This window comes from Pseudonocardia sp. ICBG162 (assembly GCF_020496225.1).
In the GTDB taxonomy this organism is placed as follows: Bacteria; Actinomycetota; Actinomycetes; order Mycobacteriales; family Pseudonocardiaceae; genus Pseudonocardia; species Pseudonocardia alni.
Window position 1 is genome coordinate 1,058,029 of the sequence record NZ_JAHLJD010000031.1, and the last position, 17,684, is coordinate 1,075,712.

The following is a 17,684-nucleotide window of genomic DNA, read 5'->3' on the forward strand; positions in this document are numbered from 1 at the left end:
TCACATCCGGAAGACGCCGAAGGCCGGGTCGGCCAGGGGCGCGTTGGCGGCGACGGACAGGGACAGCCCGAGGACGGTGCGGGTGTCGGCGGGGTCGATGACGCCGTCGTCCCACAGCCGGGCGGTGGAGTAGAGGGGGTGTCCCTGCTCCTCGTACTGGGCGCGGATCGCGTCCGGGTCGGCGTTGCCGACGGTGCCGAGCACGGTGGCGGCCTGCTCGCCGCCCATGACCGAGATGCGGGCGTTGGGCCACATGAACAGGAACCGCGGCGAGTACGCCCGCCCGCACATCGCGTAGTTGCCGGCGCCGAAGGACCCGCCGATGACGACGGTCAGCTTCGGCACCCGGGTGGAGGCGACGGCGGTGACCATCTTCGCGCCGTTGCGGGCGATGCCGCCCGCCTCGTACTCGCGGCCGACCATGAAGCCGGAGATGTTCTGCAGGAACACCAGCGGGATGCCGCGCTGGTCGCACAGCTCGACGAAGTGCGCGCCCTTGGTCGCGGACTCCGAGAACAGGATCCCGTTGTTCGCGACGATCCCGACCGGGTGGCCGTGGATCCGGGCGAACCCGGTGACCAGGGTGGTGCCGTACTCGGACTTGAACTCGGCGAACCGCGAGCCGTCGACGACGCGGGCGATGACCTCGCGCACGTCGTAGGGGGTGCGGGTGTCGGTGGGCACCGCGGCGTAGAGCCCGGCGGGGTCGACGGCGGGCTCCTCGGTGGGGCGCACCTCCCACGGCCGCGGGGCGCGCGGACCGAGCGTCGCGACGATCGCGCGGACCCGGGCGAGCGCATCGGCGTCGTCGACGGCGAGGTGGTCGGTGACGCCGGAGACCTTCGCGTGCAGGTCCCCGCCGCCCAGCTCCTCGGCGGTGACGACCTCGCCGGTCGCGGCCTTCACCAGCGGCGGTCCGCCCAGGAAGATCGTGCCCTGGTTGCGGACGATGACGGCCTCGTCGCTCATCGCGGGGACGTAGGCGCCACCCGCGGTGCAGGAGCCGAGGACGGCGGCGATCTGCGGGATGCCCTGCCCGGACATCTGCGCCTGGTTGTAGAAGATCCGGCCGAAGTGCTCGCGGTCGGGGAACACGTCGTCCTGCTCGGGCAGGTACGCGCCCCCGGAGTCCACCAGGTACACGCAGGGCAGCCGGTTGTGCAGCGCCACCTCCTGCGCGCGCAGGTGCTTCTTGACCGTCATCGGGTAGTAGGTGCCGCCCTTGACGGTCGCGTCGTTGGCGACGACCACGACCTCCCGGCCGGCGACCCGCCCGACCCCGGTGATCATCCCGGCGCCGGGGGCCTGGTCGTCGTACATGCCGTTCGCGGCCAGCGGGGACAGCTCCAGGAACGGCGACGACGGGTCGACCAGCGCGTCCACCCGGTCGCGCGGCAGCAGCTTCCCGCGCTCGACGTGCCGGGCCCGCGAGCGCTCCGGCCCGCCGAGCCGGGTCCGCTCCAGCCGGTCGCGCAGGTCGGCGACCAGGGCGCGGTGCGCGGCGTCGTTCTCCGCGGCGCGCGGGTCGGCCGGATCCACCGCCGTGCCGAGCCGCGGGGCCTCCGGGGCCGGCGCGGGTGGGGCCTGCGGTGCCGTCATCGGACCTCCCGGGGAACGCTGTCTGTTAATGACCGTTAACAGGTTAGCGGTTGTTAACACGTGGCGTCCAGAGCCGGCGTCCCGCGGACTAGGCTGGGTGCGTGCGCCTGCTACTGGTCGAGGACGAGAAGCCGCTCGCCGAGCTGGTCCGCCGCGGCCTCGCCGGGGAGGGGCACGAGGTGGAGGTCGCGCACGACGGCCCCACCGGGCTGCAGCTCGCGCTGACCGGCCGGCACGACGTGGTCATCCTCGACATCATGCTGCCGGGCCTGTCGGGCTACCGGATCCTGCAGCACCTGCGCGACCGCGGCGTGTGGACGCCGGTGCTCATGCTGACCGCCAAGGACGGCGAGTACGACGAGGCCGACGCCTTCGACCTCGGCGCGGACGACTACCTGACCAAGCCCTTCTCGTTCGTCGTGCTGCAGGCGCGACTGCGCGCGCTGCTGCGCCGGGCCGGGGAGGCCGCACCGACCGTCCTGCGGGTCGGGGACCTCAGCCTGGACCCGGGCACACACCGGGTGCACCGCGGCGAGACCGAGATCCCGCTGACCCCGCGCGAGTTCGGCGTGCTCGAGCACCTGATGCAGAACACCGGGCAGGTCGTGACCAAGACCGACATCCTGCGCTCGGTCTGGGACGCCCACTACGACGGCGAGGTCAACGTCGTCGAGGTCTACGTCGGCTACCTGCGCCGCAAGATCGACGCACCGTTCGGGACGCACAGCATCGAGACGCTGCGCGGCGTCGGCTACCGGATGTCCGAGCCCGCGCCCGCGCCGCCCCGCTGACCTGCGGGGACCCGCTCAGCGACGACGGTCGAACGGCCGCCGCGGCGACGGCGTCCCGACCGGCTCCCGCTCGGCCCGGGCGGGCTCGCGCCCGGTGTCCCGGGTGTCACGGGCCGTCTCCCGGCTGGCGACGGCGGTGCCGCCACGGCCCCGCTGCCCACGCGGCGTGACGACCGGCAACGGCCGGGTGGCGTTCTCGTCGAACGGGCTGCCGACGGTGTTCGGCCGGATCGGCAGCGGACCGGTCGGCGGGTCGAGACGACTGCGGGCGGGTGGTGCGGACACGTCGTCCTCCGGGTCGGGCGGGGTCGTCACCGGACCGCTGTCCGGGGTCCGACCGTCCGTGCCCGAGCCGTGGGTGACGGCCGGGTCACCGGGCGTGCGCATCATGCCATCCGCAGCGGCGGTCCCGCGCGCCGACGCGCCCGCCCCCACGGAGCCCTCGGGAGCGACCGCGGAGCCCATGACCGGGCGGACCGGAGCGGTGCCGCCCGACGCCGCGCCGCCCTGCGCCGCACCGTTCCGCGCCGCACCGTTCCGCGCCGGGTCGGGCTGCTCCGCACCGTTCTGCGCCGTGACGTTCCGCGCCGTGCCGTGCTCCGGTGTCCCGTGGTCGGCGCCGCCCTGCCCCAGCCACGCGTCCGGGCCGAAGTCGGCGGGCTCCTCGGCCCGCGCCCACGGCGACCGCGCGGTCACCCGCGGGATCGGGCCGGAGGGCCGGTCGTCGCACAGCTCCGCGGCCGGCTCGCCGTCGGGCCCGGCACCGGCGTGGTCGGCCTCCACCGGTTCGGGGGTCTCCTCCTCGGGAAGCGGCGCCGTCACGGCGGGCACGGTGACCCGGAACCGGGCCCCGCCCAGCTCCGGCGACGAGGTCGCCTCCACGGTCCCGCCGTGCGCCGCGACCAGCTCGGCGACGATCGCCAGGCCGAGCCCGGAGCCGCCGTCGCCGCGGGAGCGGGCCTCGTCGAGCCGCACGAAGCGCTCGAAGACCCGGGCGCGGTCGGCCTCGGGGACGCCGTTGCCGTCGTCGTCGACCTCGATCACCGCGAGGTCGCCCTCGGCCCGGACCGACACCGCGACCGTCGACGACGCGTGCCGCTTGGCGTTGTCGACCAGGTTGCGCAGCACCCGGACCAGCTGCCCGCGGTCGCCGACCACCCGGACGGGCTCGCTGGTCACCCGGACCGCGACGGCGGTCTCGGCCGACGGACGCTCCCGTTCGGCGTCGGCGATCTCGTCGAGGTCGACCTCCTCGCGGCGCGGCGCGATGCCGCGCTCGTCGGCACGGGCGAGGAACAGCAGGTTCTCGACCAGGCCGGTCAGCCGGGAGGCCTCCCCGCGCAGGACGTCGACGGTGGCCCGGTCCGCGGACGCCTCCGGCATGCCCGAGCCGAGCAGCTCCAGACCGGTCGACACGGTCGCGAGCGGGCTGCGCAGCTCGTGGCTGGCGTCGGCGACGAAGCGGCGCTGGGTCGCCTGGGAGGACTCGATCCGCCCGAGCATCTGGTTCATGGTGCGGGCGAGACGGCCGACCTCGTCGCGGGCGGCCGGCTCGTCGACGCGCTGGGAGAGGTCCTTGTCGCCCATCCCGGCGACCCGGGACCGCATGTCCTCCACCGGGCGCAGCGCACGGCCGGCGAACAGATAGGTGAAGCCGCCCGCGACCAGCACCAGCAGCGGGACCCCGCCCGCGACGAGCCAGGTCACGAGGTCGACGGCGCTGTGCATCTGGTCGGTCGGCTGGGCGGAGTAGATCGTGATCGGCCGGTCGAAGGCCCGCACGCCGAGCCCGACGACCATCATGTTCTCGGTCTGCAGCGGCCCGGCGTCGGGCTCCGGGCCGCCCGCGTCGTGGAAGGTGACCGGCACGTCCATCTGGGAGCGCGTCTCGTGCGGGGCGAGGACCCAGTCCACCAGCTTCGGCTGGCCGTCCAGCGGCTCGGACGAGGCGAACACCTCGATGTTGCGGCCCTCGCCGTTCGACCCGACCCGGTCGTCGGGCGCGCCGGTCCGGTCGCTCCAGGCCGTGACGACCTGCACCAGGTCGGTGCGGCGGGCGGTGGTCACCACCGCGTTCTCCTTGGCCGGGTCGCCGGGGCGGTAGTCGGCGAAGTTGGCCTGGATGCGCTCGGCCACCTGCTGGGCGTTGGCCAGCAGGGCCTCCTCGGTGTTGCGCTTCAGCTGGCTCTCGAGGATCAGCACCAGCGACACACCGGCGACGACGAGCACCATCGCGACCGCCGTCGCCGCCGCGAGGGCGGACGCGGCGCGCACGCCGAGACGCTCGCGCATCCGGCGCAGGGTCCTCATCACGCTCACGAGGGTATCGCCGCCGACCTGTGCGGAGCCTGAGACGGACCGCACGGCGCGTTAACAACCGTTAACCGACGACGCTACGATCGTCCGATGGTCGCAGCAGGACCCTCCCCCGCGGACGGCGCGGGCGCGCGCACGGAGGCCCCGTCGCGGCGCGAGCAGATCCTCACCGAGGCGGCCCGGCTGTTCGCCCGGCACGGCTTCCACGGGGTGAGCATCGCCGACCTGGGCGCCGCGGTCGGTGTCAGCGGCCCCGCCCTCTACCGGCACTTCCCCGGCAAGGAGGCGCTGCTCGCCGAGCTGCTCATCGACATCTCCGAGCGCCTGCTCGACGGCGGCCGCGCCCGCGTGCACCACGACGACCCCCGTGCCGCGCTGGCCGACCTCGTCGACTTCCACGTCGCGTTCGCGACCCGCGAGCCGGAGCTGATCGTCGTGCAGGACCGGGACCTGGCGAACCTGCCCGAGGAGCCGCGCCGCACCGTGCGGCGGCTGCAGCGCACCTACGTCGAGCTGTGGGTGGACACGCTGCGCCGGGCGCACCCCGACGTCGCCCCGGCCGAGGCCCGCACCGTCGCCCACGGGGTGTTCGGCCTGCTCAACTCCACGCCGTACGCGCCGCGGGCCGAGCAGCCGTCCCCGCGCGGGGCGGACGCCCGGGCCGCGGTGCTGCGCCGGATGGCGCTGGCCGCGCTGGCGGTCGACCCGGCCTGACCAGCTCCGGGCCGAGCACCCGTCAGACCCCGACGCGCTCCCGTTCGGCGGCCACGGCGACCGGCGCGACGGCGGCCCGGGCCCGCCGGTCCTCCCGGCGCGCGACTACGAGCAGCCGCAGCCCGTTCAGGCACACCAGCACCGTGGACAGCTCGTGCCCGGCGACGCCGACGACCAGCGGCAACGTCCCGACCAGGTCCCACCCGACCAGGACGACGACCACCGCGGCGGCGAAGGCCAGGTTCGCCCGCGCGATCCGCCGCGCCCGCCGGGCCAGCACGACCAGCGGGGCCAGCGAGCCGAGCGGGTCGCGGGTGAGCACGCCGTCGGCGGCGTCCAGGGACAGCGCCCCCGCCCCCTCGGAGACGACGAGCCCGACGTCGGCCGACGCGAGCAGCGGCGCGTCGTTGATGCCGTCCCCCGCGGCGAGCACCCGGCGGCCCCGGGCCTGCTCGGCGCGGACGACCTCGACCTTGCCGTCGGGCAGCAGCCCGGCCCGCACCCGGGTCAGGCCGAGCCGCCCGGCGAGCACCCGGGCCGGGCGCTCGGCGTCGCCGGTGAGGACCTGCGGGTCGCCGCCGACCTCGCGGCGCAGCGCGGCCAGCGCGGTCGCGGCACCCGGACGCGGCTCGTCGGACAGCCCGACCACCCCGGCGGGCTCGCCGTCCACCAGCACGACGACGGCGGTCCGCCCCGCCTCCTGCAGCGCGGCGACCCCGGGGACCTCCACGTCACCGGCGAGCTCCGGGCGCCCGACGGCGACGCTCCGCCCGCCGACGACCGCCCGCACACCCTCGCCCGGGACCGCGGTGAACCCCTCGGCGTGGGGCAGGTGCAGGCCGCGCTCCAGGGCGTGCGCGCGCACCGCCCGGCCCAGCACGTGCTCGCTGCCGGCCTCGGCGGCCCCGGCCAGGGCGAGCAGCTCGTCGGCGCGCCGGGACCCGAGCGGGGTCACCGACACCACCTGCGGGCGGCCGGAGGTCAGCGTGCCGGTCTTGTCGAGCACCACGGTGTCGACCTCGGCGAGCGCCTCCAGCACGGTGACGTCCTTGACCAGCGTCCCGCGCCGGCCGGACACCGCGACCGCGGCGAGCAGCGGCGGCATCGTCGCGAGCACGATCGCGCACGGCGAGGCCACGATCATGAAGACGATCGCGCGCAGCAGCGTCTCCTGGAACGGGGCGCCGAGCAGCAGCGGCACGGTGAGCAGCAGCACCGTCCCCGCGACGACCAGCACCGAGTAGCGCTGCTCGACGCGCTCGATGAACAGCTGGCGGCCCGCCTTGGTCTCCGCGGCCCGCTCGACCTGCGCCGCGACCCCCGCGACGACGGTGTCCGCCGCGTCCCGCGAGACCCGGACCCGCAGCACGCCGGTGCCGTTCACGGTGCCCGCGAGCACCGCGTCGCCGGGGCCGGTGCGGGCCGGGACCGGCTCCCCGGTCAGCGCGGAGGTGTCGACCTCCGACACCCCGTCGAGCACGGTGCCGTCGCCGGGGACCCGCTCCCCCGGCCGGACGACCACGACCTGCCCCGCGACGAGCCCGGCCGCCGGGAGGGTGCGCTCGGTGCCGTCGTCGTCGGCGACGGTGGCCGTCTCCGGGGCGAGGTCGAGCAGCGCGTGGATGCCGGCCCGGGTGCGGGCGGTCATGACCGACTCCAGCGCGCCGGACGTCGCGAAGATGACGACGAGCAGGCCGCCGTCGAACCACTGTCCGATCGCGGCGGCCGCGACCGCGGCGACGATCATCAGCAGGTCGACGTCGAGCCGCTTCTCCCCGAGCGCGCGCAGGCCCTCGAGCGCGGGCTCCCAGCCGCCGAGGACGTAGCAGGCCAGGTACAGGCCGACGACCACCGCGGACGGCGCGCCGAGCAGGTCGGCCCCGAGCGCGGCCAGGAAGGCCAGCAGGGAGGCCCCGGCCCAGCGGACCTCGGGCAGGGTCAGAGCGGATCGCATGCGTGGAACCATACCTGCGCATGCACGAAGATACGCAGCCAGCCATCCAGATGGTGAGACGGTGGACCATCCGCGCAGTCACGCAGGTATCCTCGGCGTCGTGCACGAGTCCATCCACGGCTTCGCGATGCCGCCCGAGGACGAGGTCCGCCGGGTGGCGGACGCGATGCGCATGCTCTCCGACCCGACCCGGGTCAAGATCCTCTGGGCGCTGCTGCAGGGCGAGTCCTCGGTGGCCTGCCTCGCCGACCTGGTCGGCGCCGCCCCCACGGCGGTGAGCCAGCACCTGTCCAAGCTGCGGCTGTCGGGCCTGGTCGAGAACCGGCGCGAGGGGACCTACGTGTACTACACCGTGGAGGACGCGACCGTCCGCGCCGTGCTGGAGCGGATGCTCGGGCAGGGCACGGCCGTCGACGGGTAGGCCCGCGGCGGGGCGGGTACGCGAATCGGGAGGACGCAACCGATCTTCCCGGAGGAGCACCCCATGCCCCAGCTCAGCATCGGTACCGAGAACGGCAGCCCGGTCGAGCTGCACTACACCGACCAGGGTTCCGGCGCCCCCGTCGTGCTGATCCACGGCTGGCCGCTGTCGGGGAGGTCCTGGGAGAAGCAGGTCCCCGCGCTGGTCGACGCCGGTCACCGGGTCGTGACCTACGACCGTCGCGGTTTCGGCCAGTCCTCCCAGCCCTGGGACGGCTACGACTACGACACCTTCGCCGACGACCTGCACGCCCTGCTCGTGCACCTCGACCTGCGCGAGGCCACCCTCGTCGGGTTCTCGATGGGCGGCGGCGAGGTCGTCCGCCACATCGCGCGGCACGGCACCGACCGGGTCGCCCGCGCCGTGCTGGCCGCGGCCGTCCCGCCGTACCTCTACCAGTCCGACGACAACCCCGACGGCGGTCTCGACGACGCCACGATCGAGCAGTTCCAGGGCGGCGTCACCGGTGACCGGATCGCCTTTCTGGAGGAGTTCACGTCGAACTTCTTCGCCGCGGGCGACCGGACCGACCTGATCAGCGAGCCGAACCGTGCCTACCACCGCGCGATCGCCGAGTTCGCGTCGCCGAAGGGCACCCTGGACTGCATCACCGCGTTCGGGCGCACCGACTTCCGCGACGACGTGCAGAAGGTCTCCGACGCCGGCATCCCGACCCTGGTCATCCACGGCGACGCCGACGCGATCGTCCCGTTCGAAGTGTCCGGCAAGCGCTCGCACGAGGCGATCGAGGGTGCACAGCTCGTGCTGATCGAGGGTGGCCCGCACGGTCTCAACGCGACCCACCCCGACGAGTTCAACGCCGCGCTGCTCGACTTCCTGAAGGCCTGAGCGCCCGCCCCGGGTTCCGCTGTGGGCGGAACCCGGGGACCGCGGCCGCCGTCCGGCCCTACCGTGCCCCCATGAGCGAACCCCTCTGGCGGCACGCACTCGGTCGTGAGCTGCGACGACGGCGGCACGCCCGCGGCGAGACCCTGCACGCGACGGCCGGGCGCGCCGGGGTGTCCCCGCAGTACCTCTCGGAGGTGGAGCGGGGCCGCAAGGAGCCCTCCAGCGAGATGATCGCCGCCGTCGCCGGGGCGCTCGGGACCGACCTGGCCGGGCTGACCCGCGGCGTCGCCGACGGTCTCGCGACGGCGCCGCGGGCGCACGGGCCGCAGTGCGCCTACGCGCTGGCGGCCTGACCCGGCGCCGCTCAGCGACGCTCGCGGGTGCGCGGCGGCTGCGGTTCGAGCACGGTGTCGAGCAGGCCGTAGTCCCGGGCCGCGGACGCGGTGAACACGCGGTCGTGGTCGGTGTCGGCGCGCAGCCGCTCGACGGTCTGCCCGGTGTGCCGGGCCAGGATCTCCTCGATGTCGGCGCGGATCCGGACCAGTTCGTCGGCCTGCAGGATCAGGTCCGGGATGGACCCGCGGCCCTGCGCCGCCGGCTGGTGCAGCACGACCCGGGCGTGCGGCAGCGCGCCGCGACGACCCTCGGTCCCGGCGGCGAGCAGCACCGCGCCCACCGAGACGGCCTGGCCGACGCACGTCGTCGCGACCGGGCAGCGGACGTGGCGCAGCGTGTCGTAGATGCCGAGCATCGCGCTGGGATCGCCGCCCCCGCAGTTGACGTAGAGCTGCACCTCGCGGTCGGGGTCGTCGGCCTCCAGGAACAGCAGCTGGGCGATCAGCGCGTTCGCCACGCCCGCGTCGATCTCGGTGCCCAGGTAGACGACCCGCTCGGTGAGCAGGTGGGAGTAGACGTCGAGGACCCGCTCGCCGCCCGGGGTGCGGGCGATGACGTTCGGGATCGTGTAGGTGCTCACCGCCGTCACCGCCCCACGCCGAAGCCGGTCGGGACGGCACCGCGGCGCGGCACCACCTGGTCGAACCGGTCGACGACGGCGTCGACGAAGCCGTAGTCGAGCGCCTCGGCCGCGGAGTACCAGCGGTCGTGCAGCGAGTCGGTGAAGATCCGGTCCACCGGCTGCCCGGTGTCCTGGGCGATCAGGCCGAGCACGGTGTCGCGGGTGTGGCGCAGGTCGTCGGCCTGCAGCTCGATGTCGACGGCCGTCCCGCCGATCCCCGACGAGCCCTGGTGCATCAGCACCCGCGAGTGCGGCAGCGCGCGCCGCTTGCCCGGGGTGCCCGCCGAGAGCAGGAACTGCCCGGCGCTGTAGGCGATGCCGAGCACGAGCGTCGAGACGTCGCAGGGCACCAGCCGGAACAGGTCCCGCAGCGCCAGCATCGCCGGCACCGACCCGCCGGGCGAGTGGATCCAGAAGGCGATGTCGGCGTCCGGGTCGCGGGCGGCCAGCGCCACGACCTGGGTGGCGAGCAGGATGCCGTTGTCGTCGTCGAGGGGGCCGTCGAGCACCACGACGCGCTGGTCGTAGAGGTCGCGGCGGGCGCGGTCGTCGAAGCGCGGGGTGCGCGGTGAGTCGCTCATGTCCCCACCGTGGCCGGGGGACGGCCCGGTCCGCGCCCGGTTCTGCCCTGGGCAGCTCCGCCCAGGGCGAACGCGCCGGTCAGCCGGGGTGACCGCCGCCCGGGTGCCGGTCGGCGAACACGTCGTAGCCGGCACCCTGGTCGCCCTGGACCAGGCGGCGCAGCGCCTCCTGCGCCGCGGCCCGCGGGTCGGCGGCCGCCTCACCGGTGACCGGCTGCGGGCCGGTCGAGGACGCGTCGAGGTAGGGCCGGGGCCGCGACGGCGGCGGCGCCGGCGCGGGCCGCGGCGGCGGGGCGTGCGCGTCGGGCGGGGGCGCGACCGGGTCGTCGGACCCGCCGCCGTTCCCGGCCGGGCGCGGGCGCGGTGCGACGTCGTCGGGACCGCGGTGCCGGGCCGCGGCCGACGGCTCCGGGGACGGCCGCGGCGGGGCGCCCTCCCGCCCGGTCGCCGCGACGACGATGCGGTCCCCGGCCGGGTTCCGGCCGGCGTCGACCGGGCCGGCGTCGCCCGGTTCCTCAGGCAGGTGGGCCAGCGCCTCGCGCAGGTCGGCCAGCGGCAGCGGCCGGGTCGTCGTGACCGCGAACGCGACCCGCCCGGCCAGCGCGATGCCCGGCCAGCCCTGCGAGGCCAGCGCCAGCCGCTCGCCGACCCGGTCGCAGAGCCCGGCCAGGTGCCGGTCCGAGGCACCGGGCACGACCAGCGCGAACTCGCGCTCGGACAGCCGCAGGGCCGCATCGACCGGGCCGAGCGGCTGGGTCATCGCCGCCGCGACCTGGTGGGCGGCGAACCAGGCGGCGCGGTCGTCGTCGTGCACGACGGAGCCGTCGAGGCCGGGCAGGTCGAACAGCGCGACGCCGACGGGCAGCGCCTCCGGCCCCGCCGGACCGGCGAAGCGGTCCAGGGCCTCGGCGGTGGGCAGGCCGCTCGCCGGGTCGACCGCGGCGGCGGCACGGGCGGCCGCGGCGCGCTGGGCGTCGGCCAGCTGGGACCGCAGCTCACGGGTGCCGGCCCGGGCCGACAGCAACCGGTCGATCATGTGGTTGAGCGAGGTCGTCGCCCACGCCTCGCCGGTGGTGCCCGCCGAGGCCGCCGGGTCGCCGCCGGTCGGCATCGAGGAGCCGAGCAGCTCGTCGACCGTGCGCCGCACCGAGGACGGCAGCCGGTCCCCCAGCGCGAACCGCAGCCGCGCGAGCTCGGTCCCGGCCTGGGCACGGGCGTAGCCCCAGCGTCCGAGGAACACCCGCCCGGCCTCGCCCTGCTCGCGCGGGTCGCGGGCGTACTGGTCGGTCGCGACCAGGAACGCACCCGCCCCGGGCCCGAGCGCGACGACGCTCCACTCCGACGCCAGCGGCTCGTCCGGGTCCAGCACCACGAGGTGGACGCCGTCCGGCACGTCGTGCACCCCGCCGTCGGCGAACGCGACGACGACGTGCATCCCGGCCTGGGCCATCCGCGCGTAGACCTCGCGCTCGCGGTCGAAGAAGCGCAGCTGCTGGAACAGCGCGACGACGACCGTCGGGTCCTCCCGCGGCCCGGACATCACCGCGCGCTCGATGGAGTGCGACAGGTGCACGAGCAGCCGCTTCGACGCCGGCTCCGGGCGCGCACCCGAGGCCCGCTCCCAGGCCTCGCGGCGGCCCTCGGACAGCCCGTCGACGTAGGCCTGCTCCGAGGCCACCCGGACGGCGTGGGCAAGCGGTCCCTCGGACATGGGTGACCTCCGGTCGTCGGACGGCGCCCCGGTTCGCGATACAGGATCACGCCGTGTGTCGAGCCAACAACCGCGGGTCGCCGAGGGCAACCGGTGGCCGGGTACGTCCGGTGGGACCACAGGTCACTGCGACCAGCGGCGTGACGACCGCCGGTCCGTCCACCGCACGGCCGAGCGGGAGGACGGACGCGACGAACGGACGATCAGCCGTCGAGGGCGGCGACGGCCCGGCGGGCCGCGATCGGGTCGGCCGCGGCGCAGGCCGCGCGGGCCCGCTCCCGGCACTGCTCCACCGTCAGCCCGGCCAGGTTCGCCCCGACCGCGGCGAGCGCACCCGAGCCCATCGACAGGCTCGCGACGCCGAGCCCCACCAGCACCGCGGCGAGCCCCGGGTCGGCCGCGGCCTCGCCGCACACCCCGACCGGGGTGCCGGTGCGCGCCGACGCCTCGCCGAGCAACCCGATCAGCCGCAGCAGCGCCGGCTGCCACGGGTCGTTGAGCGCGGCCACCGGCCCGGACTGGCGGTCCGCGGCGAACAGGTACTGGGCCAGGTCGTTGGTGCCGACCGAGACGAAGTCGACCTCGGCCATGATCTCGTCGGCGGTGAGCACCGCGGCCGGGATCTCGATCATCACGCCGGCCTGCTCGATGCCGTGCGCCCGGCAGCGCTGCACGAACCAGCGCGCCTCCTCGGCGGTGGCGACCATCGGCGCCATCACCTTGAGCGCGACGCCGGTCTCCTTCGCCGCGGCGGCGAGCGCGGCGAGCTGGCGCTCCAGCACGCCGTCGCCGTTGCCCGGGACGCGGGCGATCCGCAGGCCGCGCACGCCCAGCGCCGGGTTGGGCTCGCCGTCGAGCGACAGGAACGGCAGCGGCTTGTCCGCGCCGGCGTCGAGGGTGCGGGCGGTGACCGGCTTGCCGGCGAACGCGGACAGCACCGCGGTGTAGACCTCGCGCTGGGCGGCCTCGGTGGGTTCCTCGGCCGCGGAGAGGAACGCGAGCTCGGTGCGGAACAGGCCGACGCCCTCGGCCCGGGCGTCCGCGGCCTTCGCCGCGCCGGGGCCGTCGCCGACGTTGGCCAGGACCGGCACGACCAGGCCGTCGGCGGTGCGGCCGACGCCGTCCCACTCGGCGGTGACCGAGGAGGCGGCGGCGAACGCGGTGGCCTCGTCGAGGGTGGCGACCTCGACGACCTCACCGGTGCCGCCGTCGACGGTCAGCGCGGCACCCTCGGCGATCCGGGTCGCGCCCGCGCAGCCGACGACCGCGGGGATCCCCAGCGAACGCGCGAGGATCGCGGTGTGGCTGGTCGGGCCGCCCTGCTCGGTGACCAGGGCGAGCGCGACGCCCGGCTTCAGCCCGGCGGTGTCGGCCGGGGCCAGGTCGGTCGCGACGAGCACGGCGGGCGCGTCCAGGTCGGCGACGCCCGGCGCGGGCAGCCCCAGCAGCTCGGCGACGATGCGGTCGCGCACGTCGTGGATGTCGCGGGCGCGCTCGGCCATGTAGCCGCCCATCGACGTCAGCATCTCCGCGAAGGAGTTCGCGGCCTCCCACACCGCGCGCGCGGCGGGGCGGCCCTGGCCGGTGACCAGGTCCTGCGCGCTCTCCAGCAGGGCCGGGTCCCCGACCATCGTCACGGTCGCCTCGAGCACCTCCCGCGCGTCCCCGCTGACGGTCGCGGCGCGCGCGGTCAGGCGCTGCGACACCAGCTCGACGGCCGGCGCGATCCGCGCGGCCTCGGCGGAGGCGTCGGCCGGGGCGGGGCCGGCGGCCGGCTCGCCCGGCGGCTCGGCGACGCGGACGACGCGGCCGCCGGCACGGCCGGGGCTGGCGGGGATTCCGGTGAGGGCGGTCGTGCTCGGCATGAGTGGCTCCCGGGGTTACTTCGACGTGACCCGTTGACAAACACAGTAAAACCCACATACTCAGACACAAGCAAGCATCGAAGCGGGAGCGAACGAAGATGTACGCAGCGGAGCGTCAGCAGTGGCTGCTCGACCGGACCCGGGATCGGGGCCGGGTCGACGTGGCCGCTGTCGCCGAGGAGCTCGATGTCACCCCCGAGACCATCCGCCGGGACCTCGGGACCCTGGAGCGCCAGGCCCTCGTCCGGCGGGTGCACGGCGGGGCGATCCCGTCGGACCTGCTGAACTTCGAGCCCGGGGTCGGCCAGCGCGACAGCCAGTTCGGCGCGGAGAAGGAGCGGATCGCCAAGGCCGCCCTCGCCGAGCTGGGCACCGCCGCGACCGTCCTGCTCGACGCCGGGACCACGACCTCCCGGCTCGCGAGCACCCTGCCCCGCGAGCGCGACGTCACCGTCGTCACCAACTCGCTGCCGATCGCGTCCTCGCTGGCCGGGCGCCCGAACGTGGACCTGCGACTGCTCGGCGGCCGGGTCCGCGGGACGACGCTTGCCACCGTCGACGACTGGGGCACCGAGGTGCTGGCCGGTCTCACGATCGACGTCGCCTTCATCGGGACCAACGGCTTCTCCGTGGCACGCGGCCTCACCACACCCGACACCGGCGAGGGCGCGACCAAGCGGGCGATGCTGCGCGCCGCCCGCCGCACCGTCGTCCTCGCCGACGCCAGCAAGTTCGGCTCCGACCAGTTCGTCCGCTTCGGCACGCTGGCCGAGGTCGACACGCTGATCACCGACACCGGCCTCGACGCGGCGGACGCCGCCGCGCTGGAGGCCGCCGGCCCCAAGGTGGTACGCGCATGACACCCCGTTCCGTCCCCGCACCGCGGATGTTCGTGACGGTCACCCCGAACCCGAGCCTGGACCGGACCATCGCGCTGCCGCACCTGGTGCGCGGCGAGGTCCACCGGGCCGAGTCGGTCCGGATCGACCCCGGCGGCAAGGGCGTCAACGTCGCCCGCGCCCTGGCCTCGGCCGGGCACCGCACGGTGGCGCTGATGCCGTCGGGCGCGACGCCCGGCGAGCGGCTGGCCGCACTGCTGGAGCCGACCGACGTCACCACCGTCGCGGTGCCGATCACCGAGGCCACCCGGGTCAACATCACCCTGGTCGAGCCGGACGGCGTCACCACGAAGATCAACGAGCGGGGCCCGCACCTGGCCGCCGACGAGGTCGAGGCCCTGATGGACCGGGCCTGCGCGCTCGGCGCGGGCGCGACCTGGCTGGTGGGCTGCGGCTCGCTGCCGTCGGGCGTCGGCGACGACTTCTACGCCGAGCTGGTCCGGCGCTGCCGCCGGCCCGGCCTGCGGATCGCCGTCGACACCTCGGACGCGCCGCTGCACCACGCCGTCGCGGCGGCCCCCGACCTCGTGAAGCCCAACCACGCCGAGCTGGCCGAGCTCGTCGGGCGCCCCCTGGGCAGCCTCGGCGACGTGCTGCTGGCCGCCCGCGAGCTGCGTGCCCGCGGGATCGGCGCGGTCCTGGTCAGCCTGGGCGCCGGTGGCGCCCTGCTGGTCGACCGGTCCGGCGAGTACCACGCCCGGACCCCTCCGATCACCGTGCTCAGCACGGTGGGCGCCGGTGACTCCACCCTGGCCGGGTTCCTGGCCGCGGGTGGGGAGGGACCCGACGCCCTGCGGCAGGCCGTGGCCTACGGCGCCGCCGCCTGCCGACTGCCCGGCTCCGCCACGCCGGGTCCGGCCGACATCCGAATCGACGACGTCGAACTGGCCCCCACGCCGGACGTCACCCTCGCCCTCACCGGAGATGCCGCATGACCGCACTGATCACCGCAGATCTGGTCGACCTCGACGTGCCGTCGGCCGACCGCAGGACCGCCGTCACCGCGCTCGCCGAGCGCCTGGTGAAGGCCGGCCGGGTCACCGATCTCGACCGGTTCCTCGCCGACATCGAGGCCCGCGAGGCCCAGATGCCGACCGGCCTGGAGGGTGGCATCGGCATCCCGCACTGCCGTTCCGCGGCCGTCACCGAGCCGACGCTGGCCTTCGGCCGCGCGCCGTCGGGTGTCGACTTCGGCGCCGAGGACGGCCCCGCCGACCTCATCTTCATGATCGCCGCCCCCGAGGGCGGGAACACCGACCACATGACGGTGCTCGCTGCGCTGGCCCGTCGCCTGGTCCGTGCCTCGTTCAAGAACGAGCTCCGCAACGCCACCGACCCGGCCGCCGTCGCGACCTTCATCCAGCAGGAGGTGGGAGCGTGAAGCTCCTCGCCGTCACCGCATGCCCGACGGGCATCGCCCACACCTACATGGCCGCCGAGGCCCTCGAGGTCGCCGCCGAGGAGGCGGGTCACGAGATCGTCGTCGAGACCCAGGGGTCCGCGGGCTCGACGCCCTTCACCCAGGCCCAGCTCGACGAGGCCGAGGCGATCATCCTGGCCGCCGACGTCGAGGTGCGGGACAAGGAGCGCTTCGCGCACCTGCCGACCGTCACCTCCCCGGTCAAGAAGGCCATCGGCGGCGCGCCGGGCCTGATCGAGCAGGCCGTCGCGAAGGCGACCGCGCAGCCGAAGGGCTCGGCCGCGGCCGCCGTCCCGGCCCAGCGCGACGGGTCCGACCTGGACACCAAGAACTTCGGCGCCGGCTTCGGCTCGAAGCTGCGCGGCTGGCTGATGACCGGCGTCTCCTACGTCATCCCGTTCGTCGCGGCCGGCGGTCTGCTGATCGCGCTGGGCTTCGCCCTGGGCGGCTACCAGATCACCGAGGCGCCCGACGTCGTCTCCTTCGGTGACGACGGCGTCGCCTCGGTCGTTTTCGACCCGGGTGCCCTGCAGTCCTGGGCCGCGCTGTTCTTCCAGGTCGGTGGCCTGGCGTTCGGCTTCCTGGTCCCGGTCCTGGCCGGCTTCATCGCCTACGCCATCGCCGACCGCCCGGCCCTGGTGCCCGGCTTCGTCGGCGGCATGATCGCCGTCCAGACCCACGCCGGGTTCCTCGGCGGCCTGGTCGCCGGTCTGCTCGCCGGTGCGGTCATCTACGGCCTCAAGCTGTGGCAGCCGCCGCGCGCCCTGGCCGGGATCATGCCGGTGCTGGTGCTGCCGCTGATCGGTACCGCCGTCGTCGGCGCGATCATGTTCCTGGTCGTCGGCACACCGCTCGCGGCCGCCACGACCGGCCTGACCAACTGGCTCAACGGCCTGTCGGGCACCAACGCGATCCTGCTCGGCGCCCTGCTCGGCCTGATGATGGCCTTCGACATGGGCGGCCCGGTCAACAAGGCCGCCTACGCCTTCGCCGTCGCCGGGCTGTCCACCGGCTCCGAGACCGCGCTGATGATCATGGCCGCGGTCATGGCCGCCGGCATGACCCCGCCGCTGGCGCTGGCCCTGGCCACCGCCGTCCGCAAGAACCTGTTCACCAAGGCCGAGCAGGAGAACGGCCGCGCCGCCTGGCTGCTGGGCGCCTCGTTCATCACCGAGGGCGCGATCCCGTTCGCCGCGGCCGACCCGCTGCGGGTCATCCCGTCGCTGATGGCCGGGTCCGCGGTGGCCGGCTCGCTGTCGATGGCCTTCGGCGCGACCCTGCGGGCCCCGCACGGCGGCATCTTCGTGGTCCCGCTGATCGGCAACCCGTTCGCCTACCTGCTGGCGATCATCGCGGGCACCCTGGTCTCCGCCGCCCTGGTCGTCGGCCTGAAGTCGGCCCGCCGCACCCCGGCCCCGGCCGCCGCCGAGCAGACCGCCACCGCCCCGGCCGCCGCGCCGGTCGCGGGCTGACCCACCCGAGAGAA

General features: G+C 75.5%; 16 protein-coding genes. 9 read left to right on the forward strand and 7 right to left on the reverse strand.

The genetic code is table 11. From position 1 onward, the window contains the following. Nucleotides 1-1,599 carry a carboxyl transferase domain-containing protein gene (locus KPL60_RS29850; RefSeq protein ID WP_226367877.1) on the reverse strand — a complete coding sequence of 533 codons (1,599 nt, stop codon included), beginning with the start codon at nucleotides 1,597-1,599 and terminating at the stop codon, nucleotides 1-3. Between the two features lie 101 nt (nucleotides 1,600-1,700). Between KPL60_RS29850 and KPL60_RS29855 the strand changes: the two genes are divergently transcribed. Then, entirely contained in the window at nucleotides 1,701-2,390 is a 690-nt protein-coding gene (locus KPL60_RS29855; RefSeq protein ID WP_073576792.1) for a response regulator transcription factor, read from the forward strand. 15 nt (nucleotides 2,391-2,405) lie between these two features. Here the strand turns inward: KPL60_RS29855 and KPL60_RS29860 are convergent, their stop codons facing one another. After that, nucleotides 2,406-4,700 (reverse strand): HAMP domain-containing sensor histidine kinase, encoded by a 2,295-nt coding sequence (locus KPL60_RS29860; RefSeq protein ID WP_226368270.1) that lies wholly within the window; start codon nucleotides 4,698-4,700, stop codon nucleotides 2,406-2,408. A gap of 96 nt (nucleotides 4,701-4,796) precedes the next feature. Here KPL60_RS29860 and KPL60_RS29865 point away from each other — a divergent pair, with 96 nt between their 5' ends. After that, nucleotides 4,797-5,420: a TetR/AcrR family transcriptional regulator gene (locus KPL60_RS29865; protein WP_226354172.1), complete on the forward strand. Its 624-nt coding sequence runs from the start codon at nucleotides 4,797-4,799 to the stop codon at nucleotides 5,418-5,420. A 22-nt stretch (nucleotides 5,421-5,442) separates the two neighbouring features. Here the strand turns inward: KPL60_RS29865 and KPL60_RS29870 are convergent, their stop codons facing one another. Further along, entirely contained in the window at nucleotides 5,443-7,374 is a 1,932-nt protein-coding gene (locus tag KPL60_RS29870) for a heavy metal translocating P-type ATPase (RefSeq protein ID WP_226367878.1), read from the reverse strand. Between the two features lie 100 nt (nucleotides 7,375-7,474). On the opposite strand from KPL60_RS29870, the gene KPL60_RS29875 reads away from it, so the two are divergent. The 3 genes from KPL60_RS29875 (at nucleotide 7,475) to KPL60_RS29885 (ending at nucleotide 9,057) form a co-directional block, all read left to right on the forward strand. Continuing rightward, nucleotides 7,475-7,795, forward strand: a complete 321-nt coding sequence (locus KPL60_RS29875; protein WP_226354174.1) for a metalloregulator ArsR/SmtB family transcription factor — start codon at nucleotides 7,475-7,477, stop codon at nucleotides 7,793-7,795. 63 nt (nucleotides 7,796-7,858) lie between these two features. Beyond that, nucleotides 7,859-8,704, forward strand: coding sequence for an alpha/beta fold hydrolase (locus KPL60_RS29880; RefSeq protein WP_226367879.1), 846 nt, complete (start codon nucleotides 7,859-7,861; stop codon nucleotides 8,702-8,704). Nucleotides 8,705-8,775: 71 nt separating this feature from the next. After that, nucleotides 8,776-9,057, forward strand: a complete 282-nt coding sequence (locus KPL60_RS29885; RefSeq protein WP_226354176.1) for a helix-turn-helix domain-containing protein — start codon at nucleotides 8,776-8,778, stop codon at nucleotides 9,055-9,057. An 11-nt stretch (nucleotides 9,058-9,068) separates the two neighbouring features. On the opposite strand, the gene KPL60_RS29890 is transcribed toward KPL60_RS29885, so the two are convergent. The 4 genes from KPL60_RS29890 to KPL60_RS29905 all read right to left on the reverse strand — a co-directional run bounded on the left by KPL60_RS29890 (nucleotide 9,069) and on the right by KPL60_RS29905 (nucleotide 13,879). Then, complete coding sequence (locus KPL60_RS29890; RefSeq protein WP_062403890.1) at nucleotides 9,069-9,680, reverse strand: ClpP family protease; 612 nt, start codon at nucleotides 9,678-9,680, stop codon at nucleotides 9,069-9,071. A gap of 5 nt (nucleotides 9,681-9,685) precedes the next feature. After that, entirely contained in the window at nucleotides 9,686-10,303 is a 618-nt protein-coding gene (locus KPL60_RS29895; RefSeq protein ID WP_226367880.1) for a ClpP family protease, read from the reverse strand. A 79-nt stretch (nucleotides 10,304-10,382) separates the two neighbouring features. Next, a complete protein-coding gene (locus KPL60_RS34345; protein ID WP_305080725.1) occupies nucleotides 10,383-12,014 on the reverse strand; it encodes a DICT sensory domain-containing protein in 1,632 nt (543 codons plus the stop codon). Nucleotides 12,015-12,217: 203 nt separating this feature from the next. Continuing rightward, complete coding sequence (locus tag KPL60_RS29905) at nucleotides 12,218-13,879, reverse strand: phosphoenolpyruvate--protein phosphotransferase (protein ID WP_226367881.1); 1,662 nt, start codon at nucleotides 13,877-13,879, stop codon at nucleotides 12,218-12,220. A gap of 98 nt (nucleotides 13,880-13,977) precedes the next feature. On the opposite strand from KPL60_RS29905, the gene KPL60_RS29910 reads away from it, so the two are divergent. Genes KPL60_RS29910 through KPL60_RS29925 form a run of 4 tightly spaced genes read left to right on the forward strand, consistent with a single transcriptional unit; the run spans nucleotide 13,978 to nucleotide 17,670 of the window. Next, nucleotides 13,978-14,739 (forward strand): DeoR/GlpR family DNA-binding transcription regulator, encoded by a 762-nt coding sequence (locus tag KPL60_RS29910; protein WP_226354178.1) that lies wholly within the window; start codon nucleotides 13,978-13,980, stop codon nucleotides 14,737-14,739. A gap of 26 nt (nucleotides 14,740-14,765) precedes the next feature. Next, nucleotides 14,766-15,713, forward strand: a complete 948-nt coding sequence (gene pfkB, locus KPL60_RS29915) for a 1-phosphofructokinase (RefSeq protein ID WP_226356598.1) — start codon at nucleotides 14,766-14,768, stop codon at nucleotides 15,711-15,713. Further along, nucleotides 15,710-16,159 carry a PTS sugar transporter subunit IIA gene (locus KPL60_RS29920; protein WP_226354179.1) on the forward strand — a complete coding sequence of 150 codons (450 nt, stop codon included), beginning with the start codon at nucleotides 15,710-15,712 and terminating at the stop codon, nucleotides 16,157-16,159. Before pfkB ends, KPL60_RS29920 begins: the two co-directional genes overlap by 4 nt. After that, nucleotides 16,156-17,670: a PTS fructose transporter subunit IIC gene (locus KPL60_RS29925; RefSeq protein WP_062398517.1), complete on the forward strand. Its 1,515-nt coding sequence runs from the start codon at nucleotides 16,156-16,158 to the stop codon at nucleotides 17,668-17,670. Before KPL60_RS29920 ends, KPL60_RS29925 begins: the two co-directional genes overlap by 4 nt. Nucleotides 17,671-17,684: the final 14 nt, after the last annotated feature.